We start from the raw sequence: 24,681 nt of genomic DNA on the forward strand, positions 1-24,681 counted from the left end.
CGCCGTCGCCTGCGCGGCCGCCAGCCCCGCGGCGTCGGCGGCGTGCCGGGCCGAGCTCCGCGCGACGGCCGCCGACCATCCGACGACGACGCCGATCAGACCGCCGACGATGAGGCAGATCAGCGCGATGACCACGAATGATGCGTCCATGGTCGCATTCTGGCGTGGGTCGCCGACATCGAGCACCGGCCGCGCCGGCAGACGCCGGGTGTCAGGCCGCGGCGGCCTCGGCCGGCTCGATCCGTCCGACCTTCACGCCGGCGAGCTCCGCGAGCGCGCGGACGTCGCCGGCCCCGACCCGGCGGGCGGCGTCGATCATGATCTGGGCGCAGGCCGCCGCGTCCGCCGTGGCGTCGTGGTGGGCGAAGGCGCCGTGTCCCGCCTCGGCCGCGACCGCGGGCAGCCGGTACGACGGCAGGTCGTAGACGCGGCGGGCGACCTGGAGGCTGCAGGCGTAGCGGTACGGCGGGCACGCGTCGCCCGTCGCCTCGCAGGCACGACGCAGCACGGCCATGTCGAACCCGGCGTTGTGGGCGACGAGCACGTCGGCGCCCGCGAAGGCGACGAGGTCGTCGAGCTGCTCGGTCCAGGACTTGGCGCTCGCGACGTCCTCGGGGCGGATGCCGTGGATGCCGATGTTCAGCTCGAAGAACCGGTCATGGCCGACGGGCGGGCGGATGAGCCATCCGGCGGTCGCGACGATGCGCCCGTCGCGCACCCGGGCGAGACCCACGGCGCAGGCCGAGGCGCTGGACGCGTTCGCGGTCTCGAAGTCGATCGCGGTGAAGTCCAGGGCCACGGGTCCACCCTGCCGGCCACGCACGGGCCGGCGGACGAGGCGCGCCGGTGCCCGTGCGACTCGCCCGCGGTTGCCGGTGCGACTCGCCCGCGGCGTCCCCGGCGTCCGTCCCGGCGCAGAACACAGGACGCTGAGGCCGACATGCCGCGGCGCGCCGCCGATTCCGCGCGCGGCGCGGCGAGCGTCCTGTCTTTTGCGCTCGGACATGCCGACGCGGGCCGGCCGTAGGCTCGCAGCATGGCGGATCGTGCGGAGATGTCCCGGAGCTTCGGCGCCGTGGCCGGCGTCTACGAGTCCGGGCGGCCGGAGTACCCCGCCGAGGCGGTGGCCTGGCTGCTCGAGCCGCTCGGCGTCGGCGCACCGCGGGTGATCGACGTCGGCGCGGGCACCGGAAAGCTCACACGTGCCGTCGAGGCCGCCGGCGCCGTCGTGACGGCGGTGGACCCGGACGTGGAGATGCTCGCGGAGCTGCGCCGGCGCTCGCCGCGGATCGAGACGCTGGTGGGGACCGCCGAAGCGATGCCGGTGGCCGATGCGTGCGTCGACGCCGTCGTCTCCGGCCAGGCGTGGCACTGGGTCGATCCGGTCGCCGCGGCCGCCGAGGCGGCGCGTGTGCTGCGGCCGGGCGGCGTCCTGGGCCTGATCTGGAACGTCCGGGACGACCGCGACCCGGACGTGCGGCGGCTCACGGCGATCATGCACGACTCGGCCGCCGAGGCGCTGGTCGCGTCCGGCGGTCCCGTCGCGCATCCGCCGTTCCCGGGGTTCGAGCGGCGCACCTGGGAGTGGACCAGGCCGATGAGCCGCCGGCAGCTGCGGGACATGGTCGCCTCCCGCAGCTCCGTGATCACCGCGACGGCGCCGGTGCGCGACCGCATCCTGGCAGAGGTCGACGCGCTGTTCGACGAGGTGTCCGTCGACGAGAGGCTCGCGCTGCCGTATTGCACCGAGGCCTTCCGGACGCGGCGACCTATGCGGGTTTCGTGGCCAGCCCCAGGTCGATGAGCGCCTGGGCTGAGTCGATGACGACGTCCTTCGACGGACGAGGCTTCCACCCGAGGACGTCGCGCGCGGCCGTCGTCGAGTAGGAGTAGCGCCGCCCGAGCATCGGAACGAGTCCGCGAAGGTCTGACTGGAACCAGGACGCGACTCGAACCAACCAGTCGGGTAGCTCGCGCGGCGTGGACGTGGCGAGTTCGGGGAACCGCTCGTGGAGAATCTGACCGACTTCACGCATCCAGAGCAGGTCGCCGACGGCGATGAATCTGCGGCCAGCAGAATCCGGGGTGTCGAGCGCGAGCAGGTGAGCCTTGGCCACATCGCGCACGTCTACGACCCGGAGGCCGATTCGTGGGACGCCCGGCATGCCTTTGAGCATCCTCTGGATGATGGCGACCGAGCCGACCGTCTCGGGACTGAGCAATGGGCCGAAGATGGCGCCCGGCAGGATCGTGGTGAGCGTGGTTCCGCTCTGGGTGCCGATGTAGTCCCACGCGGCGCGCTCGGCCAGGGCCTTTGAACGACGGTAGGCGTCAAGACCACGCTGGGCGGGATTCGTCCAGAGGGACTCGTCAAACTCGCCCTCGGAACCCTCCGGCGGAGTCGCGGCCGCGCCGCTGGAGGTCATGACCACGCGGGGAACACCCGCCTCAACCGCTGCACGCAGCACTCGAAGCGTGCCGTCCTTCGCGGCCTCGATCAACTCCGCCTCGCCAGTTCCGGCGTGCCCGAGCGGGGAAGCGACATGGAGCACCGCATCCACGCCCGCCATCGCCTCGGCCCAGCCGTCGTCTGAGGTCAGGTCGGCAATGGCGAACTCCAGCCGCTCGCCCGACTCAGGGGACGTCGCCCGGATACGCGCCTCGGACTTGCTGCTCCGAAGCGTCGCCCGCACGGAATCGCCGCGTTCGAGGAGCTGCTTGATCACCCAGCCTGCAACGAACCCGGAGCCGCCTGTGACAAGTGCTTTCATCGCCGTATCCTTTCGTTAGCCGAACGGCTAACGAACTGTAGCATGGGAGCGTGAGCACTCGTTCTGAGCAGGCGACCCGCACTCGACAGACGATCTTGGAGACCGCGCGACGACTCTTCTTCTCTCGCGGCTACTCGGCGACCAGCCTCCAGGACATCGCCGACGAGATGGGCGTGGTCAAGGCGAACGTCTACTACTACTTCCGCACCAAGGACTCGATCATCACCGAGCTGCTTGCCGAGCGAATCGCAGAACTGGACGTGCTCATCGGTGAGGTCGAAGGCATTGCCGACCGAGAGGAACGCGAGCACCGACTCATCCAGGGCTATGTCGAGCAGGTGGTGATCGCTCACCGCTCGCTGGCTCCGGTGAACTTCACCGACCCAGCCATCCGCGACCTTCCCGAGGTGACGGAGCGACTTGACGCACTTACTGCGCGCGCCGCCATCGCGCTCTTCGGAGCCGCCCCGACACCCCGACAGCGGGCCAGCCTCGCCATCGCACTCGACTTGAAACCCGCCCTCCGGGAGCTGACCGCACTCTCGGACAGCGAAGTCCGGGCAGGGCTTACCGCAGTCTGCCGAGCGCTGCTGGCGGCTGCATGGCCCGAAGGGGTGGCAACTCCGGCGGGGCCCCAGGCCTGGCCGCGACCAGCTCGAAGACCTTGACGACCTGCGTCCCGAGGCTCGCTGCGAAACGCGCATCGCCACCGACCGACCCACACCGCCGGCCAGCGGCTTTCCGGGGGTTCCGAGCCGTATTCGAACGGTTCTTCGGGGCGCCTAGACTGGATGCCCGTGGCTCTCACCATCGGAATCGTCGGACTGCCCAACGTGGGCAAGTCCACCCTGTTCAACGCCCTGACCAAGAACCAGGTGCTCGCGGCGAACTACCCGTTCGCGACGATCGAGCCGAACGTCGGGGTCGTGAACCTTCCCGACGGTCGCCTGGACCGGCTCGCAGAGCTGTTCCACTCCGAGCGGGTCGTCCCCGCGTCCGTGTCGTTCGTCGACATCGCGGGCATCGTGCGCGGGGCGAGCGAGGGGGAGGGGCTGGGCAACCAGTTCCTCGCGAACATCCGGGAGGCCGACGCGATCGCGCAGGTCGTGCGCGGGTTCGCCGACACCGATGTGGTGCACGTCGACGGCGCGGTGGATCCGCGCAACGACCTGGAGACGGTGGGCGCCGAGCTCCAGCTCGCCGATCTGCAGACGCTCGAGAAGGCGATCACGCGGTACGAGAAGGAGGTGCGCGGCAAGAAGACCGACCCCGCGGTGCTCGAGGCCGCCCTCGCCGCGAAGGACGCGCTCGAGCGCGGCGTGCTGCTGTCGGCATCCGGCCTGGACCTCGCGCCGATCCGCGAGCTGGGGCTGCTGACGGCGAAGCCGTTCATCTTCGTCTTCAACGTGGACGAGGCGGTCCTCACCGACCCGGACCGGAAGACCGAGCTCGCCGAGCTCGTCGCGCCTGCGCAGGCGGTGTTCCTCGACGCGAAGATCGAGTCCGAGCTGATCGACCTCGACCCGGAGGACGCCGCGGAGCTGCTCGCCTCGACCGGGCAGGAGGAGTCGGGGCTCGACCAGCTCGCGCGCATCGGCTTCGACACCCTCGGCCTGCAGACCTATCTCACGGCGGGGCCGAAGGAGGCTCGCGCCTGGACGATCGGCAAGGGCTGGAAGGCGCCGCAGGCCGCGGGCGTGATCCACACGGATTTCGAGAAGGGCTTCATCAAGGCCGAGGTCATCTCCTTCGAGGACCTGGTCGCGCTGGGCTCGGTGGCGGAGGCGCGCGCGCACGGCAAGGCCCGCATGGAGGGCAAGGACTACGCCATGCAGGACGGCGACGTCGTGGAGTTCCGTCACAGTTAGGCATGTTGGAGAGGTAGCCACAGAGGGCTACCCATTGGTATACTCTCGTGTGTGAGCATGACGACCATTAAGGTACCCACCCAGCTCAGAGACCGCATCAATCGTGACGCGCAGGAGCGGGGGCTTCCAGCTGCGGGGTTGATTGAGAGCTTGCTCGACGCGTATGAGCGACGACGTCGCATGGAGTTGTTCGGGCGGGCGTTTCGCGGTGCTGATGCTGAGTACTGGGATGAGTTCACGTCGTGGGATCTCACCGTAGGCGCACTGCCCGATGAAGCCTGACCTTCGCAGAGGCATGGTGGTGTGGGCAGAACTCGACCCGGTTCGTGGTCGGGAGCAGGCCGGCAGAAGGCCTGCACTGGTGGTCGCGAGCGACCTCTATCTGGAGCAGGCGGACACCCTCGCCATCATCGTTCCCTGTACGACTCGCGACCGTGGGTGGCCGAACCACGTGAAGCTCACGGGGAAGAACCTGAACCTGCCCGACGAGACGTATGCCATGACCGAGCAGCCCCGCACCGTCACGCGGGAACGTCTGTTCGACATCGCTGGAATGATCGATGTCGGAGCGATGCGCGAAGTCGATGGGTGGTTGCGTGACTTCCTGGCCCTGTCGTAGCACTGGTGAGCAGGACGGCGACGTCGTGGAGTTCCGCCACGGTTAGCGGTGCGAGAGGTAGGTGTTCAATGAACTGTCGTAATCCGAGATGTGCTCTGTCGGTGCCCGTCGGAGCGAACTACTGTCCCGCATGCGGCGAAGCTATCGAATCGACTCCTGCGCAGAGCATGTCAAACACGGGAGACGCGGGCAGAGATATCCACCAGTATCAAGCGGGGCGCGACCTTCACTTCCACTCATCGGCCGCAGGTCCATCTAGCGCTGGTACTCCCGAGTACGACCTGAAGTGGTCGTGGAGGAGTCCTCTCACGTTGGCCGCGCTCACCTGGATCAGCGTCATCCTAGGTGTTCTGAGCCTTGGCTCGGTCTACAAGGCTTTCGAGCCGCTGGTGAGCGCGCTGACGAGCGGGGAGGGACTCGCCGGTGTTGGGACGATCGAACCAGTCTGGGTGTTTGTCTTTCTCGGGCTGATACTGCTCTTCGTGATTGCGATGTCGCTGCGGAGGATTACCAGGAACGAGACTCAGCACCTCTCGCCCCTGAGCGTGTTACCCGCGATTACCGGGTGGGGTGGACGAATCGGACTCGCGCGGCTGAGGGGGAAGTGCACTTGTGGAGGCCGCTTGCGCTTCTACAACAAGGCAGTGGGTTACTCTTCGCCGCACCCGCAGACGGGTAAGCAAGTCGTCACTGAGCGAGAAATGACGGCCGAATGCGTTCGCGACCCAAAGCACCACGCTTGGCGGGTTGAGGCCACCGACCGACGCTAGAGTTCACCATGACGTCAGACGAAACGTCGTCGAGTTCCGCTTCAACGTGTGACGGCGCGGCTGAACCGTAGCCTGAGCGAGATGGGATCGCGTTGGTAGCATATTCCCATGGAAGCTGTCATCGACTCGGGCGGACGGATCCTGCTGCCCAAGCAGCTGCGCGACGCGCTCGGGCTGACGCCCGGCACGACGGTGGACATCTCCGCGTACGGAACCGGGGTGCAGGTGACTCCGGGCGGGCGCACGGCGCGTCTGGTGCGCGAGACGGGCGGACGCCTCGTCGCGCAGGGCGACACCCGCGTCACGGACGAGGCGATGTACGCGCTCATCGACTCGGGCCGCCGGTGACGGCGACGCCGCTGGCGGTGGACACGAGCGTCGCCGTCCCCCTGCTCGTCGCCTCGCACGACGCCCATGGCACCGTGGCGCGGTGGGCGCGGGGGCGGTCGCTGTCGCTGAGCGGTCACGCGCTCGCCGAGACGTACTCGGTGCTGACCCGGCTGCCGGGCGACGCGCGCGTCGCACCGGCGGACGCCGCCGTCCTCATCGACGACAACTTCGCGGAGACGTCGGCGCTGCCCGCGGATGCCGCCCGCGCGGTCCATCGCGAGCTCGCCGGCCGCGGTATCGCGGGCGGCGCCGTCTACGACGGGCTCGTCGCGCTGACCGCTCGCGAGCAGGGCGCCGTGCTCGCCACCCGAGATGCTCGGGCCCGGTCGACCTACGAGGCGCTCGGCGTGGTGGTCGAGGTGCTCGTCGATCCTGAGGCGTCGTCGTGACCTGCTGACCTCCGTCGCGAGATCGAGGAGTGCGCGCGGTGTGACGGGGCTGCCATCTCTCACCCCGGCAGCACCAGCCATTCCGAGCGCGCGCTGCAGCGGGCCACCCGGTCGCGCGGCCCCAGCTCGGCCAGCACGCCCAGGCTCGCGTCCGCATCGAGCAGGTGGCGGGCGTGGACGCGAGCCCAGTCCTCGATCCCGCCGTGATCGCCCTCTCCGCAGGTGAAGATCCAGTCGCCGTGATCTCGGCAGACGTAGAGCACGGGCCGGAACCGGTTCAGGACGTGTCGGCAGGCGAAGCAGGAGTCGTCGAACATGGTGTGCCCCTTCCAGGTCAGGACCGACCGCCCGGGTGCGGGCGCCGATGACGGGGGAGAGGGGCACTTCTCTCACTCGCGGGCTCGAGCATAGGCGCATGCTCCGACACGGCGCCCGGCCGGGGAATGAGCCGCGGGACTGAGCCGGTAGCATGTGCTCATCGCCCGACGAGACGATTCACCCTTCATGACGCACACCCAGATCTTCGAACCCGACTCACGCGCGATCCCCTACGCGGTCGAGGGCGTGCGACGCACGGTCGTGCTCATCGCCGACGCGGGTCTCGGCATCGACTCGCTCGGCGCCCTCGCAGCATCCCTCGCCGTGGAGGAATACCGTGTGGTCCGGGTCGGGGCACGAGAGCGCGCGGATGCCGCGGGCTCGTCGCACGTCCAGGCGCAGGACGTCGTCGACATCCTCGACCACCTCGGCATCGCCGATGCCTGGATCGGCGGGCACGGCGCGGGCGGCACTGTCGCACGGGCCGTCGCGGCGGATCATCCGAGCCGCGTGGACGGGGTCGTGCTGCTCGGCGTCGAGGCGGGCGGCGACGCGCCCGCCGACGGCATCCCGGTGCTCGTGATCCAGGGCACCCAGGACGAGGTCACGCCGCCCGCGAACGGCGACGCGCTGCAGGCTTCGGCGCCCGGCCTCGTGAGCCTCGTCCGCGTCGACGGCGGCGGGCATCTGTTCCCGGCGACGCACGTGGGCCAGACGTCGTGGGCCATCGAGGACTATCTCGACTGGGACTGACCGGTCCTCACCGCATCCCCAGCATCCGCCCCTAGCCTCACGCCGTGCAGAAACCGACGCGTCTCGAACGACGGATCGACGATGCGGCGAAGCGGACGCTGCGGCGCACGCCCCGGACGGGATGGCGCGCCGGCCTCGTCGAGGCGGCCGTGTTCCTCGCGAAGCAGGCGTGGGCGTGCGTCTTCGGAGCGCTCCTGCTGACCGTGATCGTCGCGGCGCGGGTCTGGTATCCCGACGACGCGCTGATCGCCCGCAACGACGCGCTCACGATCGCGGCGGTGCTGATCCAGGCGGGCATGATCGCCGGCGGCCTCGAGACCCGCCGCGAGCTGTGGGTGATCGTGCTGTTCCACCTCACCGGCACCGCGATGGAGGTCTTCAAGACCGGCGTGGGGTCGTGGATGTACGACAGCGGCGGCGTCCTGCACATCGCCGGCGTCCCGCTGTTCAGCGGCTTCATGTATGCGGCGGTCGGCTCGTACATGGTGCGGGTGTACCGGCTCTTCGACATCCGCTTCACGCGCTATCCGTCGGTCTGGGCGACCGGCGTCCTCGCCGCGGCGATCTATGCGAACTTCTTCCTGCATCACTTCTGGTGGGACGCGAGATGGATGCTGCTGCTCGGCGTCGTGGCGGTCTGGGCTCCCACGATGATGCATGCGCGCGTCTGGCGCTCACGCATGCGCCTGCCGCTGCTCGCCGCGTTCGCGGGGGTGTCCGCGGTGATCTACGTCGCCGAGAACGTCGGCACCTGGGCCGGGGCGTGGCTGTATCCGAACCAGGTGGACGGCTGGGAGCCCGTCTCGGTGTCGAAGCTCAGCTCCTGGTTCCTGCTCATGATCATCTCCGTCGTGCTGGTGACCATCGTGTATCCGCCGCGACGCCCGCATCCGGCGCCGTCACGGACGGCGGTCCGGGCTCGTGCGCGTCCGGCCGGCGGTGCGGCGTCCTAACGCCGGCGCCGCCCCGGGGACAGCTCGTCGAGGAACGAACGGATGGCCTCGGCCGCGGGTCGGGCGTCGCGGATCATCGTCTCGTGCCGGTGGCCGGGCACCGCGACGAACCGTGCGTCGGGGATGCTCGCGGCGACGAAGCGGCACCACTCGGCGGGGCACACACGGTCGTCGGCGCCGCGCAGCACGAGCGTCGGGGCGGCGATGCGGGGGTAGACGTCCTCGGGGCGGTGGCGCAGCATCGCGCGGAGCTTGCGGCGCAGGTGCGGACCGGCCCGGAGGTATTCGCGCCCGCCGAGCAGCAGGACCTTGGGACTCTCCGCCAGCAGGTCACGGCCCAGACGGGCCAGCTGCCGCGACGCCGAGCGGGCGGTGCGGTCCACCGTCGGCGCGACCAGCACGACGCGCCCCGCCAGGTGCGGATGCCGCACCGCGATCTCGGTCACGACCTGGGTTCCCATCGAGTGGCCGATGAGCACGGCGTCGCGGATGCCGCGGTGCGCCAGGAACGCGGCGACGACGTCCGCCGTGCGCTCCATCGTGGGCGTCCGCGGCGGCTCCGGCGCTTCGCCGTAGCCGGGCTGGTCGATCGCGACGACCGTGCCGTCCGCCGCGAGGAGCTCGGTGAGATCGCCGAAGACCTTGCGCCCCATGCCGATCCCGTGCACCAGCACGAACGTCGGACCGCCCGCGGGCCCGTGCCGTGTCTCGGCGACCAGCGCCGCGCCCGCGTGGTCGAACCGCTCGATCCGGCCCGCATCGGAGATGTCCGTAGGGTCGTCGGGTGCCCCGTGCATGCGCTCCACGATAGTCACCGTCCGGTGCGGTCCGTCATGCCGTCCCCCTGACACCGGGCGCGTCGATCGCCGTGGATGTCAGACTGATCCGATGACCGCCACACTCGTCGCCCACGACCTGGCCGGCGGGTACGGCCATCGCACGCTCTTCGACTCGCTCGACCTCACGGTCGCGCCGGGCGACGTGATCGGGGTCGTCGGGGCGAACGGAGCGGGCAAGACCACGCTGCTCCGCCTGCTCGCCGGCATCGACGAACCGCAGGCGGGCGGTGTCCGTCGCCGTCCGGCCGATGCGTTCGTCGGCTGGCTGCCGCAGGAGCACGAGCGCGTCCCGGGCGAGACCGTCGCCGCCTACATCGCCCGGCGCACCGGATGCGCGCAGGCCACCGGAGACCTGGACGCCGCGGCCGCGGCCCTGGGCGATCCCGCTCTCGCGAAGCCGGGCGAGGACCCTGCCGACGTGTATTCCGCGGCCCTCGACCGGTGGCTCGCCAGCGGGGCCGCCGACCTGGAGGAAAGGCTGCCGGCAGTGCTCGCCGAGCTCGGGCTCGACCTCTCGGACACGCCGGATCGGGCGCTGATGACCTCGCTGTCCGGCGGGCAGGCCGCCCGCGTCGGCCTCGCCGCGCTGCTGCTGAGCCGGTTCGACGTCGTGCTCCTCGACGAGCCCACGAACGACCTCGACCTCGACGGGCTCGAACGGCTCGAAGCATTCGTGACCGGGCTGCGCGGGGGAGTCGTGCTCGTCAGCCACGACCGCGAGTTCCTCGCGCGCTGCGTCACCGGCATCCTGGAGCTCGACCTCGCGCAGGGCTCGAACCGCCTCTACGGCGGCGGCTACGACGCCTACCTCGAGGAGCGCGCGACCGTGCGCCGCCACGCACGCGAGAGGTACGACGAGTTCGCGGAGAAGAAGGCCGACCTCGTCGCGCGGGCGCGCACCCAACGCGAATGGTCGAGCCAGGGTGTGCGCAACGCGATGCGCACAGCGCCGGACAACGACAAGATCAAGCGCAAGGCGTCGATGGAGTCCAGCGAGAAGCAGGCGCAGAAGGTGCGCCAGATGGAGAGCCGCATCGCCCGTCTCGAAGAGGTCGACGAGCCTCGGAAGGAGTGGCAGCTGCAGTTCACGATCGGGTCTGCGCCGCGTTCCAGCTCGGTCGTCTCGACGCTGAGCGGCGCGGTCTTCCGGCAGGGGGCGTTCACGCTGGGGCCCGTGTCGGTGCAGGTGAACGCGGGGGAGCGCATCGGCATCACCGGTCCGAACGGTGCCGGCAAGTCGACGCTGCTGCGCGCGCTGCGGGGCACCCAGCGTCCGGACGAGGGATCAGCCGCTCTCGGTGCGAACGTGCGGATCGGCGAGATCGACCAGGCTCGTTCGCAGCTCGCCGGCTCGCGACCGCTGGCGACCGCGTTCGAGGCGCTCGTGCCGGAGATGGCGACGGGAGAGGTGCGAACGCTCCTCGCCAAGTTCGGGCTGAAGGCCGATCACGTGAGCCGGCCGGTCGGCGAGCTGTCCCCGGGGGAGCGCACCCGCGCCGGCATGGCGCTGCTGCAGGCCCGCGGCGTCAACGTGCTCGTGCTCGACGAGCCGACGAACCACCTCGACCTGCCCGCCATCGAGCAGCTCGAGCGGGCGCTGGAGACCTACGAGGGGTGTCTGCTGCTGGTCACCCACGACCGGCGGATGCTGGACACGGTGCGCCTCGACCGGCAGTGGCGGGTCGCCGCCGGCCGGGTCGTCGAGCTGTAGCGGCGCGGCGTCCGAGTCGGAGGTCGCCGAGGTCATCGACGGGTCGTGTGCGACCGGTCGGGTCAGTCGTCCTCGGTCTGCTCCGTCTCCGGGGTGTCTTGTTCCTCGCCGATCGCATCGGTCGGCTCCGGGTCGCTGACGTTCTGCAGCACGACCTCGTCCGGGACCACCAGAGCCTCGACACCCTTGTCCTCGATGGCCGCATGCAGCTCGTCGAGCGCGTCGTTGCGCAGCGGATCCGGGTGGTCTGAGGTGCTCATGGCACCAGCGTATCTCCGAGCTCGCTCGGATGGGTCAGCCGCCACCAGGACGTCGGCGGCTCGATGTCGCCGTCGATCTCGACCTCCGCGGTCACGGTGTTCGGGCCGGCGGTCCAGGTGATCGCGCCGACGACCTCGCCGTCCGCGTACGTCGTCGGGGTCGTGAGATCCATGACCGCGGTGATCGGCGTGTCCGACCAGGTGAGGATGGAGGCACCCGACGTCACGACGAGCGCGGCGCTCGATCCCCACGGGGTGCTCAGCGTGCCGATCTGCTGATTCGCCGTGGTGAGGGCCACCGGATGGAACCCCGCACGGATGCTGTCCAGCACCGCGAGCACGGAACGGTTCACCGCACCGTGCGACTCCTCGCCGAGGACCACCCCGATCACGGTGAGCGGTTCGGGGAGGCCGACCTCCAACACGGACATGTACAGGAGGTTGTACCTGCCCTCGCCGAGGTTGCCGGTCTTGAGCCCGACGATCCCGTCGCTGCCGAGGAGGTCGTTGGTGTTGGTCATCGCTCCCGGGCCGGTCACGGTCAGAGCGCGTGTCGCGACGATCTCCGCGATCACCGGATCGGCCGCGGCGACCTTGCCGAGCGTGATGAGATCGGTCGGCGTGCTCGTGTTGCGGTCGTCGATGCCGGTGGGCTCGACGATGGTGGTGTCGTTCATGCCGTGCTCGGACAGCCAGCTGCGCACCGCGCGCAGGAACGCGCTCTGCGAGCCGTACGCCCAGGTGGAGACCGCCTCCGCGTAGTTGCTCGCCGACGGGATGAGCATGGTCGCGAGGGCGTCGTGCTCCGACATGACGGTGCCGGTCGGCATCGCGGCGATCGTCGCTCCCCGCACGTAGTACGCGTCGTAGAGGTCGTGGTCGGCTTCGTCGAAGGTGATCGTGGGACCGGGATCGTCCGTCCCGTCGAGAGGATGCGCGTCCAGCACCACGAGCGCCGTGATCAGCTTGCTGATGCTGGCGATCGGCTGCGGGTCGTCCGTCCCGCTCAGCATCCGGGCCGCGCTCGCGTCTGCCCCCAGGTATTCGTCTGCTCCGGCGATGCTGATCGCCGACGCACCCGCGGCCGGCGGCGAGAGTGCCACCGGGGGCGACGTCGGCACGGTGGGCGTCTGCGCCGCGATCACGGGGCTGCTCACCGGCGCGGTCAGCGCCCATGACGTGTACGCGCCCGCCACGGCGAGCACGACGGCGAGGACCATGCCCGTGATCAGCAGTCCGCGACGGCGCCGCGCACGCCGGACGCCCGGGGCGACACCGGGCCTCGAGTACTCCCGCTCGTCCCGGATCATCTCGGCGAAGGCCGAGAGGCCGTCGTGCGGATCGCCGCCGGTCGTCATCCCGCCCCCATCGGTCATGATCCTCCCATCATGGCGGAGAGGCGTGGTGCACGACATGACGCGGCGCGTTCGAGGGGGCCTGCGGCGCGTAGCCTTGCCTCATGCCCGGACGATCCGCACGGACCGCGCTCGAGGTCGCCGATTGGCGGCGCCGGGTGTTCGCCCTCTACGCCGAGGTTCGCGCGGAAGACGACCCGGCCGCGGCCCACGCCCGCTGGCGCTCCGGCCGCGACCACCTGATGGCGCACCATCCGGCGACCCCGCTGCTGCCGAGCGACCGCGCATCGTTCGCCGGTCTGCAGGTCGCGCCGTACGATCCGGCGTGGCGGTTCGAGCTGCCGATCCTCTCCGCCGAACCCGGCGGCTTCGAGTTCGCCACCGGCACCGACGGGACCGTCCCGTTCGAGCGCATCGGCCGGGTCGAGATCCCGGACGCCGGCTCCCTCGACGTATGGCGACTGACCACCTATGGCGGCGGCGTCTTCATCCCGCTGCGGGATGCGCTCGCGGGCGCCCCGGACGGCACCTACGGCGGCGGACGCTACCTGATCGACACGATCAAGGGCGCCGATCTCGGCATGGACGCCGCGCGGGGCACGATCGTGATCGACCTGAACTTCGCCTACAACCCGTCGTGCGCCTACGACCCCGCATGGGCCTGCCCGCTGGCGCAGCCCGGCAACGTCCTGCCGGTTGAGGTGCCGGCGGGGGAGCGGTATCCGGTGAGATAGACGAACGAGAGTCATCCACATCCGATCGCGGCGCTGGACGTCGAGCCGGAGGCGCTGCTCGACGCGGTGCGGAGGCTCGACGACGACGAGGTCGTGGCGCTCATGACCGAGGCGGCCGCGGTGATCGCCTGCGCCGACCGGCTCAGGGTGGTGAGCGCGGCGGTGGTGTCCGAGCGTTCGGTCGCCCCGCATGGCGGGCTGTCGGGTGCACGGGGGCACCGATCGTCGGTCACGCTCGTGCAGCAGATCACCGGGGGCACCCGGGGCGACGCGTCGCGCATCGTGCGGGCGGGCACGTCCCTGCTCGATGAGGGGGCCGATGTCGACGACGCGCCGGGCGGTATGACGGCCGACGTCGCGGCGGCGGCGCCTGCGTCGGTGTGGCATGCCGGGCTGCGTGAGGCCATGTTGTCGGGCCTGCTGACCGTGGCGCAGCACGACGCGATCCGTCGCGGACTGGGCGAGCCGGGCGAGGGCGCGGAGGCGGCCCGGGTGTGGGCGATCGCGGCACGGCAGCTCGCCGACGAGGCTCCCGCGCTTCCGGTGGAGGAGCTGGCGACGCGGGCGCGGGCGATGCGCGATGCCCTCGACCCGGTCGGGGCGGAGCAGCGCTTCACGGCACGGTTCGCCGCGCGGTCCTGGCGTACGTGGCGGGATGCCGACGGCGGCACGCACGCCCGCATCGACTTCGACGACGAGATGGCGGCCTGGGTGCAGGCGATCCGCGATGCGGCGCTGCGGCCGCGGCGCGGCGGCCCACGTTTCGTCACGGACGACGAACGCGCGGCGGCGCAGACGCTCCAGCGCGATCCGCGCACCGACGAGCAGCTCGAGTACGACCTCATGATGGACGTGCTGCGTGCCGGCGCGCTGGCGAGTGCGGAAGACGTGTTCGGCGCCCGTCAGCTCGGCGTGCGGCTGGTGGCCGTGAAGGACGCGGTCGGCTCGCGCGATGCCTTCGGCCGATTGCTGGCGATCGGGCACCGGGAGGACGGCGGCGCTGCGGTGCCCGGGTCGGTTCTCGACCGGGCGCTCTGCGACACCGGCTCGTCGACCGTCACGGTCGACACCGGCGGCAATCCCCTCGATGTGGGTCGCGAGCAGCGGTTGTTCACGTCGAACCAGCGCATCGCTCTCGCCGTCCGCGACGGCGGCTGCGTGTGGCCCGGGTGCGACCGGCCCGCGTCATACTGCGAAGCCCATCATTGTGATCACTGGGCCGCCGACCACGGCCGCACCGACATCGACCGCGGAGTGCTGCTGTGCCGGTTCCACCATCTGCTGCTCCACAACCAGGGGTGGCGGATCAGTCGCGACCGGCACGGGCCCGTCCTGTTGCATCCGCCCGGCGCCTCGGAAAAGCCGATCGAACTGCGGTCCCGGTCCCCACTGTGGTGGGCATGGGACCCGCCGCCGCGCCGCGCCCGGTGGCGCGCTGCGTGAGGCGCGGTCATCGGCGGCGTGAGGTTCGCGAAGCGGGTTAGCCTGTGACGGTGTGGCGCAGATACCGGATGCCGCGGGCGGAACGGCGCCCGGCACGATGACGGAGCGGTCGGAGCCGCGCACGACGCTCGAGCTCATGCGATCCCGGTTCGAGGCGTTCCGGCGGGCGGACGCCGACTGGCTGCGGCGCACCTGGCATCCGTCCACCCGGCCCGCGCTTCTCGATCTCAGCGACAACCCGCAATGGCGCGGCCTGCAGATCGTCGACGCGACGGACGGCGGCACCGACGACGACACCGGCGTCGTGGAGTTCCGCGCCACCCATCGGATGCCGGGCGGCATCGGCGTCCTGCACGAGCGCTCCCGGTTCCGGCGCGAGCATGGTCGTTGGTTCTACGTCGACGGCGACATGCTCGAGGACTGAGCCGGTCGCGCGATCAGACGGTCTGACCCGCGTGCGGCCCCTCGCCGATCTCCTCGATCAGCTTCGCGTTGAACGCCGGCAGGTCATCCGGGGTCCGGCTGCTGACGAGGCCTTCGTCGACCACCACCTCTTCGTCGACCCAGGTGGCGCCCGCATTGCGCAGATCGGTCTTCAGGCTCGGGTAGCTCGTGAGCGTGCGGTCCGCCACGACGTCCCCCTCCACGAGAGTCCACGCCGCGTGGCAGATCGCGCCGACCGGCTTGTGCTGCGCGAAGAACTCCCGCGCGAACGCCACCGCACCCTCGTCCATCCGCAGGTGGTCGGCGTTGACGACGCCGCCGGGCAGGACGAGCGCGTCGAAGTCGCCGGCGTGGGCGTCCGCGACCACGACGTCGACGGATTGCCGGTGCCCGTTCTTGCCCTCGATGGCGCCGGTCGACGGGGCGATCATCGTCGCCTCTGCGCCCGCGCCCGTCACCGCCTCCCACGGAGAGGTCAGCTCGGAGTCCTCGAACCCGTCGGTCGCGAGGAAGGCGACCTTCTTTCCCGTCAGATCAGTCATGACGCCACGGTATGTCGGCATGTGCGCGGTCGGAGAGGGCTTGACAGTCCCGCGGAGCGGAGCGTCAGTGCGGGCCCACGGCCGGTCCCTCGGAGTCGGCGGGCTTGCGGATCAGCAATGCCCCGGCGAGGGTCGGGATCGCCACGATCGCGGCGAAGACGAACGCGGCACGGGTGCCCGCCGCCCAGGCGGCCGCGTCGGTCGCACCGGTCGTCTCGGCCGCGGTGCGGGCCGCGTTCAAGATCGTGATCATCACGGCGATGCCGGCCGCGCCGGCGACCTGCTGCACGGTGGTGACCACGGCGCTGCCGTGCGAGTACAGGTGCGGCGGCAGCGAGCCGAGCGACGCGGTGAACAGCGGGGTGAACGACATCGCGAGCCCGAGCAGGAGACTGGTGTAGACCGCGACGAGCTCCCACACCGGCGTCGTCTCGGTGAGCGAGGTGAACAGCCAGAGCAGCGCGATCGTCAGCAGCGCCGCCGGCACCAGCAGCACGCGGGTGCCCCACCGGTCGTAGATGCGCCCGATGGGCGGCCCCGTCAGCCCCATGATCAGGGCGCCGGGCAGCACGATGAGCCCGGTGTCGAGCGCGGAGAGCCCCACCGCGTTCTGCATGTACAGCGGCAGCACGGTCACGGTGCCGAAGAAGGCGAGGGAGAGCACCGCGAAGTTCGCGACCGAGAGCGAGAAGTTGCCGGAACGGAACACGCGCATGTCCAGCAGCGCGTCGTCTCGTCGCTGCAGCGCGAACTGGCGCCACACGAACAGCACGAGGGCGACGACGCCGACGGCGAGCGAGACGATGAACGTGGTGGTGGCCAGGGCCGCGGCCGCGGCATCCGTCGTCCCGTTCTCGCCGCTGATCTCGCTGAGCCCGAAGACGAGGCCGCCGAAGCCGAACACGCTCAGCACGATGGAGAGCACGTCGATGCGGGCGTCGGTGCGCTCGCCGATGTTGCGGATCCACCGGGCGCCGACGGCGAGGGCGACCAGCGCCACCGGCAGCACGATGCCGAAGATCCACCGCCACGACAGCGTCTGCAGCACGAGGCCGGCCATGGTCGGCCCGATCGCCGGCGCGAGGGCGATCACCAGGCTGACCCGGCCCATCATGCGACCGCGCGCGCGGGCGGGCACCACGGTCATGAGCGTCGTCATCAGCAGCGGCATCATGAGCGCGGTCCCGGAGGCCTGCACGACGCGCGCGATCAGCAGCACCTCGAACCCGGGTGCGAGCACGGCGATCAGCGTCCCGGCCGAGAACAACGACATCGCGGCCACGAACACGGCGCGGGTCGTGAGCCGCTGCAGCAGGAAGCCCGTCGTCGGGATGATCACGGCCATCGTCAGCATGAACGCGGTGGTGAGCCACTGCGCGGCGACCTCGGTGATGCCGAGGTCGATGATGAGGTGCGGCAGGGCCACGCCCATCGTCGTCTCGTTGAGGATCGCGACGAACGCGGCGCCGAGCAGGAGCCAGATGACACGGCCGTCGTTCCGGTCGACCACGACGGGGGCGGAATCGGTCACGGGGGCAGCGTCGGCCATCGTCGTCTCCTCTATGGGGCGGGTGGGGGCGTTGCCGGATGCGGCGACCCCCACCTTAACCGCGAGCACGGACACGACATTCCCGGGAGCGGTGCGGCATCCGTGGAATCATTCGAGCATGACCGGACACCGTGGCCTGCCTCCCGTGATCGTGCGTGCGCCGGTGGCGCTGGCGGCGGGGCTGGTCGCCGGCGCCGCCTCCGTGCCGCTGCTGGGGATCGCGGCGGGGCTGCTCGCCGGCTGGGCGGCCTTCGCGGGCGTGAACGTGGCGTGGATCCTGCTGGCGCTGTGGCCGATGGACGGCGCCCAGACCCGCGCCCACGCCCGTCGCGACGACCCGGGGCGCACGACCGCCGGCTTCGTCGCGGTGATCGGGTCCCTCGCGAGCCTCGGCGCCGTGCTCGTGGTCCTGGTGCAGACCGAGGACACGCCGCGATGGGAGTCGTTCGTGCTCGCGGCGGTCGCGGTGGTCAGCGTGGCGGCCTCGTGGCTGCTGATCCAGGTCGACTACATGCTGCGCCTGGCCGCCGTGTACTTCGCCGACCCGGAGGGCGGCATCGACTTCCATCAGGACGAGGACCCGACGTACACCGACTTCGCGTACGTGTCGTTCGGCCTCGGGATGACGTATCAGATCGCCGACACCGACGTGCGGACCAACGCCATCCGCCGGCTCGTGATCGCGCAGACCCTGCTGGCCTACCTGTTCGGAGCCGTCATCCTCGCGACCGTCATCAACCTCGTCACCGGGCTGTGAGCGGGCTCAGCGCTTCTTCACGCTGTGGCTCGGGTAGCCGATGGCGTCGGTCGGCTCCGGGTGGCTGATCTGCTGGAACAGCTTCTCCTCCGGCGCGATGAGCTCCTCGATGTCCTGGCTCTTCAGCTCGTTCAGGGCGTCGTTGCGGAGCGGGTCGACGGCGTCGGGGGTGGTCATGGTCTCAGCCTATCCGCGCACCGGATGCACCGCCGACACCGCGGCGGCGACCGCGGTGGCGACGGCTGCGGCGTCCACCGGCCCGTGCCCGAAGGTGAGTCGCACCGCGGTGCGGGCGACGTCGGCGGGCACGCCCATGGCGACGAGCACGTGCGAGGGCTCGTCGCTCCCGGCGGCGCAGGCCGACCCGCTCGAGCTCGTGATGCCGCGGCGCTCGAGCTCGAGCAGCACCGCCTCGCCGCTGGTGCCGGCGAACGTGAAGCTCGCCGTGCCCGGCAGGCGATGCACGGGGTCGCCGGTCAGACGTGCGGCCGGAACGGCCGTCAGCACGCGGGCGACGACCTCATCGCGCACGGCCGCGACCCGCGCGGACTCCGCGGAGCGCTCCGCCTCGGCCAGTTCGAGCGCGGTGGCGACGGCGACGGCGCCGGCGACGTTCTCGGTGCCGCTGCGGCGGCCGCGCTCCTGGCCGCCGCCGTGCAACAGCGGCTCGAGCGGGATGCGGCCGCGCACCGCGAGGACCCCGGTGCCCTTGGGCGCACCGAGCTTGTGACCGGCGATCGAGATCGCGTCGGCGCCGGTGCCCGAAAGCGGGAGCCAGCCAGCGGCCTGGACGGCGTCGAGGTGCAGCGGGATGCCGGCGGCAGCCGCCGCGGCGGCCAGGCCCGCGGCGTCCTGGACCGTCCCGACCTCGTTGTTCGCGTAGCCGACGCTGGCCAGCGCGGTGTCCGCACGCGCGGCGGCGGCGAGCTCGGCCGGGTCGACCCTGCCGCGGCCGTCGACCGGCAGCAGCGTGACCTCGAACCCGTGCACGCGTCGCAGATGATCCGCCGACGCCAGCACCGACTCGTGCTCGATCGGCGTCGTGATCAGGTGCCGGGCGCCGCGGGCGACCATGGCGGCGACCGCGATGCCCTTGACGGCGAGGTTGTTCGCCTCGGTGCCGCCGGAGGTGAAGATCACGTCGCCGACGCGCATGCCCAGCGCCGCGGCGACCCGGCGACGGGCGTCGTCGACGGCACGCGCCGCGGCCTCGCCGACCTCGTGGTGGCTCGACGGGTTGCCGAACTCGCTCGTGAGGTACGGCAGCATCGCGGCGAGCACCTCGGGCCGCACCGGCGTCGTCGCGGCGTTGTCGAGGTACACGGTCATGGGCGCTCCGGCATCCCGACGTGCATGTCCAGCCCCAGGTCCAGGCCGCGTGCCGCGTGGGTGAGCGCGCCGACCGAGATGACGTCGACGCCGGTCTCCGCGATCCGGCGCACCGTGTCGAGGGTGACGCCGCCGGAGGCGTCGACGATCGCGCGCCCTGCCACCTGCTCGACGCCGGCCCGCAGATCGTCCAAGGAGAAGTTGTCGAGCATGATCGTGCCGATGCCCGCGGCGAGCACCGCCTCGATCTGGTCGAGCCGATCGACCTCGACCTCGACGTGGGTGGTGTGGGGGAGCCGGGCGATCGCGCTCTCCAGGGCCTGCGTGACCGACAGGCCCGACGCGGTGAGCACGGCGAGGTGGTTGTCCTTGGCCATCACGGCGTCCGAGAGGGAGAACCGGTGGTTGTGCCCGCCGCCGCTCGAGACCGCGTGCCGTTCGAACGCGCGGAGCCCCGGGGTCGTCTTGCGGGTGTCGGCGATGCGGGCGCCGGTATGCGCGACTTCGGCGACGTAGCGCGCGGTGAGGGTCGCGATGCCGCTCATCCGCTGCGCGAAGTTCAGCCCCACGCGTTCGGCCGTCAGCACGCTCCGGGCCGGGCCCTCGACCACGGCGAGCACGTCGCCGGCTTCGAACGCATCGCCGTCCCGGCGCCGCAGGGCGACCGCGATCGCAGGGTCGGTGAGCCGGAACGCCGCCTCGAAGACCTCGCCGCCGCTGAGCACGCCCGGCTCGCGGGCGACCAGCTCGGCGCGGGCCACGGCTTCCGCCGGGATCAGCGTCGCGCTCGTGAGGTCGCCCCAGGGGGCGTCCTCCTCGAGCGCGGCGGCCACGACGCGGTCGATGGTGGTGCGCGTCAGCATGCCGCCACCTCCGTGCGGGCGGCGAGATCCGTCTCGATGCGCGGTTCGTCGCTGCGGAAGTGGGCGCCGGCCGACACGGTGCGGCGGCGGGCCGCGGCCACCAGCGACCGGGCGACCAGCAGCAGGTTCTCGTCCTCCATCTCGTGCTCGGCGACCCGGCGGCGCCGCTGCGCCGCCCAGCCCGCGAGGACGGATGCCGCGTGGTCGAGGCCCGCGGCGTCCCGCACGAGCCCGGCGTCCTCCCACATGAGCCGCTGCAGCGCGGCCCGCGAGAACGGGGCGCCCGCATCCGTCTCCGTGCGAGGCAACGAGGGACGCCCGCTCTCGGAGGAGGCGGGGACGTGAGGCGCCGCGCCGCGGGCGGCCTGGTCGGCGACGAGGACGTCGCCGGCGCGCGCGCCGAACACCGCGCCCTCCAGCAGCGAGTTCGAGGCCAGACGGTTCGCGCCGTGGACGCCCGTGCGCGCGGTCTCGCCGACCGCGTAGAGGCCCGGCAGGCTCGTGCGGCCGAACAGGTCGGTCGTGACGCCGCCCATCAGGTAGTGCGCGGCCGGGGTCACCGGGATCGGCTCGCGCGCCCAGTCGAGGCCCCGCGCGTGCACCGCCGCATCCACCGTCGGGAAGCGTGCAGCCAGGAACGCGGCCGCGTCGGGGGCGCCGAGGCGGGTGGCGTCCAGCAGCGCCGGACGTCCGCCCTGGCGGGCCACCGCGCGGGCGATGGCGCGGGCGACGACGTCGCGCGGGGCGAGCTCGCCGTCGGGGTGGGCGTCGAACGCGAACCGGCGGCCGTCGTCGTCCAGGAGCACCGCGCCCTCGCCGCGCACCGCCTCGGACACCAGGAACGGCGTGCCGGCGGCGAGCACTGTGGGGTGGAACTGCACGAACTCGAGATCGGCGACGTCGGCGCCGGCCCGCATCGCCGCCGCGATGCCGTCCGCGGTCGCGACCTCGGGATTGGTCGTATGCGCGTAGAGCTGCCCGGCCCCGCCGGTGGCGAGCACGACGGCATCCGCCTCGAGCACGACCCGCTCCCGGCCGCCGATCAGCAGATCGACGCCGGTCACGCGGCCTTCGGCGAGGACGAGGTCGACGAGGAACGCGTGCTCGACCACCCGCACCGCGCTCGCGCGCACGGCCGCGACCAGCGCGTGCTCGATCGCGGCGCCGGTGGCGTCGCCGCCGGCGTGCAGGATGCGCGGGTAGGAGTGCGCCGCCTCGAGTCCCTTGCGCAGCTCGCCGCCTGGGGCGCGGTCGAACGCGACGCCGAGGTCGATGAGCTCGCGGATGCGGCCCGGACCCTCCGTGACCAGCACGTGCACCGCCTCCGGGTCGCACAGCCCCGCGCCGGCGGCGAGCGTGTCGGCCTCGTGCGCCGCGGCCGTGTCGTCGTCGAACATGACGGCCGCGATCCCGCCCTGCGCGAACCGCGTGTTCGCGTGGTCGAGCACGTCCTTGGTGACCAGCGTCACCTCTGCGCCGGCCCGTGCGGCGTGCAGGGCGGCGACGAGCCCCGCGATGCCGCTGCCGACGACGATCGCGCGCACGCTCATGGCCGGGCCGCCAGCATCCGCTCGAGGGCGACGCGGGCCGGGTCGGCGACCTCCGCGGGCACCTGGATGCGGTTGACGACCCGCCCCGCGACGAGCTCCTCGAGCACCCACGCGAGGTAGCCAGGGTGGATGCGGTACATCGTCGAGCACGGGCACACCACGGGGTCGAGGCAGAAGATCTCGTGCTCCGGATGCTCGGCCGCGAGCCGCTGCACCAGGTTGATCTCGGTGCCGATCGCGAACACGGTCGGCTCGGTCCGGGCCTCGATCGCCTTGCGGATGTAGTCGGTCGAGCCCGCCTCGTCCGCGGCGTCGACGACGGCCATCGGGCACTCCGGGTGCACGATCACCCGCACGCCGGGGTGGGCGGCGCGGGCCTGGTCGATCTGGTCGACCGTGAACCGGCGGTGCACCGAGCAGAAGCCGTGCCAGAGGATCACCCGCGCCTCGCGCAGGGAGGCTTCGCTCGATCCGCCCAGCGGCTTCGCCGGGTTCCACATCGGCATCCGTGAGAGCTCCACGCCCATCGCCTTGGCGGTGTTGCGGCCGAGGTGCTGGTCCGGGAAGAACAGCACCCGGCGGCCTCGCGCGAACGCCCACTCCAGCACGGTGCGCGCGTTCGACGACGTGCACACGATGCCGTGGTGCCGTCCGACGAAGCCCTTGATCGCGGCGGAGGAGTTCATATAGGTGACGGGGATCACCGGCAGGAGGCCCTCGGCGTCCGGCGTGTCGAGGTCGCCGTAGAGGCCTTCGAGCTCCTCCCAGCACTCCTCGACCTGGTCGATGTCGGCCATGTCGGCCATGGAGCAGCCGGCGGCGAGGTTCGGCAGGATGACCGCCTGCTCGGGCGTGGAGAGCAGATCGGCCGTCTCGGCCATGAAGTGCACGCCGCAGAACACGATCGCCTCGGCATCCGGGTGCTCCAGCGCCGCGTTCGCGAGCTGGAAGGAGTCGCCGACGTAGTCCGCGTGGCGCACGACCTCGTCGCGCTGGTAGAAGTGCCCGAGCACGACGACCTTCTCGCCCAGCGTCTGCTTGGCGGCGATGATGCGTGCGTGCAGCTCGTCGTCGCTCGCCTCGCGGTACTCCTGCGGCAGCGCACCCTGCCGGGGCGACCCGGTCGGGATCACGTCGCCCATCGACGCGCCGGGGCCGTAGCCGGAACGGCTGTCGAAGACCCAGGGGCCGGCCGCGAGGTCGGTCGTGCAGGCGCTGCCCGGGGCGGCGCCGGTGACGATCGCCTGGATCTCGTGGTCGACCGAGGGATCGATCAGCCGGGGCCGGAGGGTGAGGTTCGTCGCGGTCATCTCATGCTCGATTCGGGGCGGGGCGGATGCCGAGCGGGCCACGATCGGCCAGCTCGACGTCGCGGTTGTAGCGGTAGAGCCGCGCCGGCCGGTGACTGCCGGTGCGGAAGCGGTCGGTGGGGATCAGGGTGCCGGAGTTCTCGGCCTGGCGGCGGAAGTTGGCCGGGTCGAGTCGGCGGCCGAGGATCGCCTCGTACACCTCGCGGAGCTCCGCGAGCGTGAACTCGTCGGCCAGCAGGCCGTGCGCGATGCGGCTGTAGCCGACCTTGTTGCGAAGCCGCCACAGGGCGTAGCCGACGATCTGGTCGTGGTCGAAGGCGAGCGGGGGCAGGTCGGAGACATCGACCCACCGCACGTTCTCGGGGGCGGTCCCGTCGGCCTCGTGCGCGGCGACCTGGGCGTCGACCTCGCCCTCGCGCAGCAGCGCCCAGTACACGATCGACACGACCCGGGTGGGGGAGCGGTCGACGTCGCCGAACGCGTACAGCTGCTCGAGGTAGCTGGGGGTGAGCGCCGTGGTCTCCTCCAGGGTGCGGGACGCCGCGTCCTCGAGGCCCTCGGCGATGGCGAGCCAGCCGCCGGGAAGCGCCCACAGCCCCTCGTAGGGGTCGCGCGTGCGGCGCACGAGCGGGAGCACGAGCCGGGGGCCGTGGTCACCGTGATCGCGCCGCAGGCTGAAGATCACCGTGGACACGGCGACGCGCGTGACGTCGGCGGGATCGGCGTCGCGTGCCGGGGCGGGGGCGAGATCGGTTCGTGTCATCATGACTCTAAGTCCTGGTCCGATCTTATAGTCACATTGACCTGAACTGCAAACCGGGGTGGCACGTCCGACGAACCGCAGTGGATTGTCAGGCCGGGTGCGTACCGTGTGTGCGGGGAGGACGTGGATGCTGGTGATCGCGCTCGACGTGGGGCTCGTGCTCGTGCTCGTGCTCGCGCTGATCGCGGGCGCCTCGCGGGGACTGCTCGCGAGCCTCGGCTCGCTCATCGGGCTCGCGCTGGGGGGCCTCGCCGCCTGGTGGCTCATGCCGGTCGTCAGCGACATCGTGCCGTGGCCCGACGCCCGCGCCGCGCTCGTGGTCGCCGCGGGAGCGGCGCTGCTGGTGCTCGGCACGATCGCCGGCGGCGCGGTGGGCGCCGCGCTGCGCCGTCGGGCCGACC

General features: G+C 71.6%; 29 protein-coding genes. 15 read left to right on the top strand and 14 right to left on the bottom strand.

What is annotated here, in order from left to right; genetic code table 11:
• Nucleotides 1-211: 211 nt before the first annotated feature.
• Nucleotides 212-799, bottom strand: a complete 588-nt coding sequence (locus QM626_RS07770; RefSeq protein WP_415075700.1) for an exonuclease domain-containing protein — start codon at nt 797-799, stop codon at nt 212-214.
• A 237-nt stretch (nt 800-1,036) separates the two neighbouring features.
• Between QM626_RS07770 and QM626_RS07775 the strand changes: the two genes are divergently transcribed.
• Complete coding sequence (locus QM626_RS07775) at nt 1,037-1,804, top strand: class I SAM-dependent methyltransferase (protein WP_415075702.1); 768 nt, start codon at nt 1,037-1,039, stop codon at nt 1,802-1,804.
• On the opposite strand, the gene QM626_RS07780 is transcribed toward QM626_RS07775, so the two are convergent.
• Entirely contained in the window at nt 1,770-2,771 is a 1,002-nt protein-coding gene (locus tag QM626_RS07780) for an NAD-dependent epimerase/dehydratase family protein (RefSeq protein WP_415075704.1), read from the bottom strand. The genes QM626_RS07775 and QM626_RS07780 overlap by 35 nt on opposite strands.
• A gap of 50 nt (nt 2,772-2,821) precedes the next feature.
• Here QM626_RS07780 and QM626_RS07785 point away from each other — a divergent pair, with 50 nt between their 5' ends.
• From QM626_RS07785 to QM626_RS07810, 6 genes are all read left to right on the top strand, one after another.
• The gene (locus QM626_RS07785) at nt 2,822-3,439 is read left to right on the top strand and encodes a TetR/AcrR family transcriptional regulator (RefSeq protein ID WP_415075706.1); all 618 of its coding nucleotides are present in this window, start codon (nt 2,822-2,824) and stop codon (nt 3,437-3,439) included.
• 129 nt (nt 3,440-3,568) lie between these two features.
• Nucleotides 3,569-4,639 (top strand): redox-regulated ATPase YchF, encoded by a 1,071-nt coding sequence (ychF, locus tag QM626_RS07790; protein ID WP_415075708.1) that lies wholly within the window; start codon nt 3,569-3,571, stop codon nt 4,637-4,639.
• 51 nt (nt 4,640-4,690) lie between these two features.
• The gene (locus tag QM626_RS07795) at nt 4,691-4,921 is read left to right on the top strand and encodes a hypothetical protein (protein ID WP_415075710.1); all 231 of its coding nucleotides are present in this window, start codon (nt 4,691-4,693) and stop codon (nt 4,919-4,921) included.
• A complete protein-coding gene (locus tag QM626_RS07800; protein WP_415075712.1) occupies nt 4,911-5,258 on the top strand; it encodes a type II toxin-antitoxin system PemK/MazF family toxin in 348 nt (115 codons plus the stop codon). Before QM626_RS07795 ends, QM626_RS07800 begins: the two co-directional genes overlap by 11 nt.
• Nucleotides 5,259-6,136: 878 nt before the next feature.
• On the top strand, nt 6,137-6,376 hold the full coding sequence (locus QM626_RS07805) for an AbrB/MazE/SpoVT family DNA-binding domain-containing protein (protein WP_415075714.1): 240 nt from the start codon (nt 6,137-6,139) through the stop codon (nt 6,374-6,376).
• The gene (locus tag QM626_RS07810) at nt 6,373-6,807 is read left to right on the top strand and encodes a type II toxin-antitoxin system VapC family toxin (RefSeq protein ID WP_415075716.1); all 435 of its coding nucleotides are present in this window, start codon (nt 6,373-6,375) and stop codon (nt 6,805-6,807) included. Before QM626_RS07805 ends, QM626_RS07810 begins: the two co-directional genes overlap by 4 nt.
• Before the next feature lie 59 nt (nt 6,808-6,866).
• On the opposite strand, the gene QM626_RS07815 is transcribed toward QM626_RS07810, so the two are convergent.
• Nucleotides 6,867-7,124, bottom strand: a complete 258-nt coding sequence (locus QM626_RS07815; protein WP_415075718.1) for a hypothetical protein — start codon at nt 7,122-7,124, stop codon at nt 6,867-6,869.
• A 187-nt stretch (nt 7,125-7,311) separates the two neighbouring features.
• Between QM626_RS07815 and QM626_RS07820 the strand changes: the two genes are divergently transcribed.
• A complete protein-coding gene (locus QM626_RS07820) occupies nt 7,312-7,878 on the top strand; it encodes an alpha/beta fold hydrolase (protein ID WP_415075720.1) in 567 nt (188 codons plus the stop codon).
• 44 nt (nt 7,879-7,922) lie between these two features.
• Nucleotides 7,923-8,831 (top strand): DUF817 domain-containing protein, encoded by a 909-nt coding sequence (locus QM626_RS07825; RefSeq protein WP_415075722.1) that lies wholly within the window; start codon nt 7,923-7,925, stop codon nt 8,829-8,831.
• Here the strand turns inward: QM626_RS07825 and QM626_RS07830 are convergent.
• Nucleotides 8,828-9,628 carry an alpha/beta fold hydrolase gene (locus QM626_RS07830; RefSeq protein WP_415075724.1) on the bottom strand — a complete coding sequence of 267 codons (801 nt, stop codon included), beginning with the start codon at nt 9,626-9,628 and terminating at the stop codon, nt 8,828-8,830. The genes QM626_RS07825 and QM626_RS07830 overlap by 4 nt on opposite strands.
• Nucleotides 9,629-9,719: 91 nt before the next feature.
• Here QM626_RS07830 and QM626_RS07835 point away from each other — a divergent pair, with 91 nt between their 5' ends.
• A complete protein-coding gene (locus tag QM626_RS07835; RefSeq protein ID WP_415075726.1) occupies nt 9,720-11,381 on the top strand; it encodes an ABC-F family ATP-binding cassette domain-containing protein in 1,662 nt (553 codons plus the stop codon).
• Between the two features lie 62 nt (nt 11,382-11,443).
• On the opposite strand, the gene QM626_RS07840 is transcribed toward QM626_RS07835, so the two are convergent.
• Entirely contained in the window at nt 11,444-11,641 is a 198-nt protein-coding gene (locus QM626_RS07840) for a hypothetical protein (RefSeq protein WP_415075728.1), read from the bottom strand.
• Nucleotides 11,638-13,017 carry a D-alanyl-D-alanine carboxypeptidase family protein gene (locus tag QM626_RS07845; RefSeq protein WP_415075730.1) on the bottom strand — a complete coding sequence of 460 codons (1,380 nt, stop codon included), beginning with the start codon at nt 13,015-13,017 and terminating at the stop codon, nt 11,638-11,640. Before QM626_RS07845 ends, QM626_RS07840 begins: the two co-directional genes overlap by 4 nt.
• A gap of 83 nt (nt 13,018-13,100) precedes the next feature.
• On the opposite strand from QM626_RS07845, the gene QM626_RS07850 reads away from it, so the two are divergent.
• The 3 genes from QM626_RS07850 to QM626_RS07860 all read left to right on the top strand — a co-directional run bounded on the left by QM626_RS07850 (nt 13,101) and on the right by QM626_RS07860 (nt 15,597).
• On the top strand, nt 13,101-13,730 hold the full coding sequence (locus tag QM626_RS07850) for a DUF1684 domain-containing protein (RefSeq protein ID WP_415075732.1): 630 nt from the start codon (nt 13,101-13,103) through the stop codon (nt 13,728-13,730).
• A 66-nt stretch (nt 13,731-13,796) separates the two neighbouring features.
• Nucleotides 13,797-15,173: an HNH endonuclease signature motif containing protein gene (locus QM626_RS07855; RefSeq protein ID WP_415075734.1), complete on the top strand. Its 1,377-nt coding sequence runs from the start codon at nt 13,797-13,799 to the stop codon at nt 15,171-15,173.
• Between the two features lie 52 nt (nt 15,174-15,225).
• A complete protein-coding gene (locus QM626_RS07860; protein WP_415075736.1) occupies nt 15,226-15,597 on the top strand; it encodes a YchJ family protein in 372 nt (123 codons plus the stop codon).
• Nucleotides 15,598-15,610: 13 nt separating this feature from the next.
• Here QM626_RS07860 and QM626_RS07865 read toward each other — a convergent pair whose 3' ends face one another.
• Entirely contained in the window at nt 15,611-16,159 is a 549-nt protein-coding gene (locus tag QM626_RS07865) for a type 1 glutamine amidotransferase domain-containing protein (protein WP_415075738.1), read from the bottom strand.
• A 64-nt stretch (nt 16,160-16,223) separates the two neighbouring features.
• Nucleotides 16,224-17,708: an MDR family MFS transporter gene (locus QM626_RS07870; RefSeq protein ID WP_415075740.1), complete on the bottom strand. Its 1,485-nt coding sequence runs from the start codon at nt 17,706-17,708 to the stop codon at nt 16,224-16,226.
• Between the two features lie 118 nt (nt 17,709-17,826).
• Here QM626_RS07870 and QM626_RS07875 point away from each other — a divergent pair, with 118 nt between their 5' ends.
• Nucleotides 17,827-18,465, top strand: a complete 639-nt coding sequence (locus tag QM626_RS07875) for a DUF1345 domain-containing protein (protein WP_415075742.1) — start codon at nt 17,827-17,829, stop codon at nt 18,463-18,465.
• A 6-nt stretch (nt 18,466-18,471) separates the two neighbouring features.
• Here the strand turns inward: QM626_RS07875 and QM626_RS07880 are convergent, their stop codons facing one another.
• The 6 genes from QM626_RS07880 to QM626_RS07905 are packed head-to-tail and all read right to left on the bottom strand — an operon-like array spanning nt 18,472 to nt 24,280.
• On the bottom strand, nt 18,472-18,642 hold the full coding sequence (locus QM626_RS07880) for a hypothetical protein (protein WP_415075744.1): 171 nt from the start codon (nt 18,640-18,642) through the stop codon (nt 18,472-18,474).
• A gap of 9 nt (nt 18,643-18,651) precedes the next feature.
• Nucleotides 18,652-19,794, bottom strand: a complete 1,143-nt coding sequence (locus tag QM626_RS07885) for a cysteine desulfurase family protein (protein ID WP_415075746.1) — start codon at nt 19,792-19,794, stop codon at nt 18,652-18,654.
• Nucleotides 19,791-20,657 carry a carboxylating nicotinate-nucleotide diphosphorylase gene (nadC, locus tag QM626_RS07890; RefSeq protein ID WP_415075748.1) on the bottom strand — a complete coding sequence of 289 codons (867 nt, stop codon included), beginning with the start codon at nt 20,655-20,657 and terminating at the stop codon, nt 19,791-19,793. The genes QM626_RS07885 and nadC overlap by 4 nt, the downstream gene beginning before the upstream one ends.
• A complete protein-coding gene (gene nadB, locus QM626_RS07895; RefSeq protein ID WP_415075750.1) occupies nt 20,651-22,207 on the bottom strand; it encodes an L-aspartate oxidase in 1,557 nt (518 codons plus the stop codon). The genes nadC and nadB overlap by 7 nt, the downstream gene beginning before the upstream one ends.
• Complete coding sequence (gene nadA / locus QM626_RS07900; protein ID WP_415075752.1) at nt 22,204-23,517, bottom strand: quinolinate synthase NadA; 1,314 nt, start codon at nt 23,515-23,517, stop codon at nt 22,204-22,206. Before nadA ends, nadB begins: the two co-directional genes overlap by 4 nt.
• A gap of 1 nt (nt 23,518) precedes the next feature.
• Complete coding sequence (locus tag QM626_RS07905; protein ID WP_415075756.1) at nt 23,519-24,280, bottom strand: NUDIX hydrolase; 762 nt, start codon at nt 24,278-24,280, stop codon at nt 23,519-23,521.
• Nucleotides 24,281-24,407: 127 nt separating this feature from the next.
• On the opposite strand from QM626_RS07905, the gene QM626_RS07910 reads away from it, so the two are divergent.
• Nucleotides 24,408-24,681: CvpA family protein (locus tag QM626_RS07910; protein ID WP_415075754.1), on the top strand; the 274-nt coding region annotated here is incomplete at its 3' end.

Origin of the sequence: Microbacterium sp. (assembly GCF_047606385.1) — a bacterium.
Classification (GTDB): domain Bacteria; phylum Actinomycetota; class Actinomycetes; order Actinomycetales; family Microbacteriaceae; genus Microbacterium.

What these genes read in the sequence shown, in the direction of transcription:
- QM626_RS07780 (WP_415075704.1), bottom strand. Translation starts at nt 2,771, where the DNA reads ATGAAAGCACTTGTCACAGGCGGCTCCGGGTTCGTTGCAGGCTGGGTG.
- QM626_RS07870 (WP_415075740.1), bottom strand. Translation starts at nt 17,708, where the DNA reads ATGGCCGACGCTGCCCCCGTGACCGATTCCGCCCCCGTCGTGGTCGAC.
- QM626_RS07815 (WP_415075718.1), bottom strand. Translation starts at nt 7,124, where the DNA reads ATGTTCGACGACTCCTGCTTCGCCTGCCGACACGTCCTGAACCGGTTC.
- nadC (WP_415075748.1), bottom strand. Translation starts at nt 20,657, where the DNA reads ATGCTGACGCGCACCACCATCGACCGCGTCGTGGCCGCCGCGCTCGAG.
- QM626_RS07875 (WP_415075742.1), top strand. Translation starts at nt 17,827, where the DNA reads ATGACCGGACACCGTGGCCTGCCTCCCGTGATCGTGCGTGCGCCGGTG.
- QM626_RS07820 (WP_415075720.1), top strand. Translation starts at nt 7,312, where the DNA reads ATGACGCACACCCAGATCTTCGAACCCGACTCACGCGCGATCCCCTAC.
- QM626_RS07830 (WP_415075724.1), bottom strand. Translation starts at nt 9,628, where the DNA reads ATGCACGGGGCACCCGACGACCCTACGGACATCTCCGATGCGGGCCGG.
- QM626_RS07805 (WP_415075714.1), top strand. Translation starts at nt 6,137, where the DNA reads ATGGAAGCTGTCATCGACTCGGGCGGACGGATCCTGCTGCCCAAGCAG.
- QM626_RS07880 (WP_415075744.1), bottom strand. Translation starts at nt 18,642, where the DNA reads ATGACCACCCCCGACGCCGTCGACCCGCTCCGCAACGACGCCCTGAAC.
- QM626_RS07775 (WP_415075702.1), top strand. Translation starts at nt 1,037, where the DNA reads ATGGCGGATCGTGCGGAGATGTCCCGGAGCTTCGGCGCCGTGGCCGGC.
- QM626_RS07845 (WP_415075730.1), bottom strand. Translation starts at nt 13,017, where the DNA reads ATGACCGATGGGGGCGGGATGACGACCGGCGGCGATCCGCACGACGGC.
- QM626_RS07865 (WP_415075738.1), bottom strand. Translation starts at nt 16,159, where the DNA reads ATGACTGATCTGACGGGAAAGAAGGTCGCCTTCCTCGCGACCGACGGG.
- QM626_RS07835 (WP_415075726.1), top strand. Translation starts at nt 9,720, where the DNA reads ATGACCGCCACACTCGTCGCCCACGACCTGGCCGGCGGGTACGGCCAT.
- QM626_RS07885 (WP_415075746.1), bottom strand. Translation starts at nt 19,794, where the DNA reads ATGACCGTGTACCTCGACAACGCCGCGACGACGCCGGTGCGGCCCGAG.
- QM626_RS07840 (WP_415075728.1), bottom strand. Translation starts at nt 11,641, where the DNA reads ATGAGCACCTCAGACCACCCGGATCCGCTGCGCAACGACGCGCTCGAC.
- nadB (WP_415075750.1), bottom strand. Translation starts at nt 22,207, where the DNA reads ATGAGCGTGCGCGCGATCGTCGTCGGCAGCGGCATCGCGGGGCTCGTC.
- QM626_RS07800 (WP_415075712.1), top strand. Translation starts at nt 4,911, where the DNA reads ATGAAGCCTGACCTTCGCAGAGGCATGGTGGTGTGGGCAGAACTCGAC.
- nadA (WP_415075752.1), bottom strand. Translation starts at nt 23,517, where the DNA reads ATGACCGCGACGAACCTCACCCTCCGGCCCCGGCTGATCGATCCCTCG.
- QM626_RS07905 (WP_415075756.1), bottom strand. Translation starts at nt 24,280, where the DNA reads ATGACACGAACCGATCTCGCCCCCGCCCCGGCACGCGACGCCGATCCC.
- QM626_RS07850 (WP_415075732.1), top strand. Translation starts at nt 13,101, where the DNA reads ATGCCCGGACGATCCGCACGGACCGCGCTCGAGGTCGCCGATTGGCGG.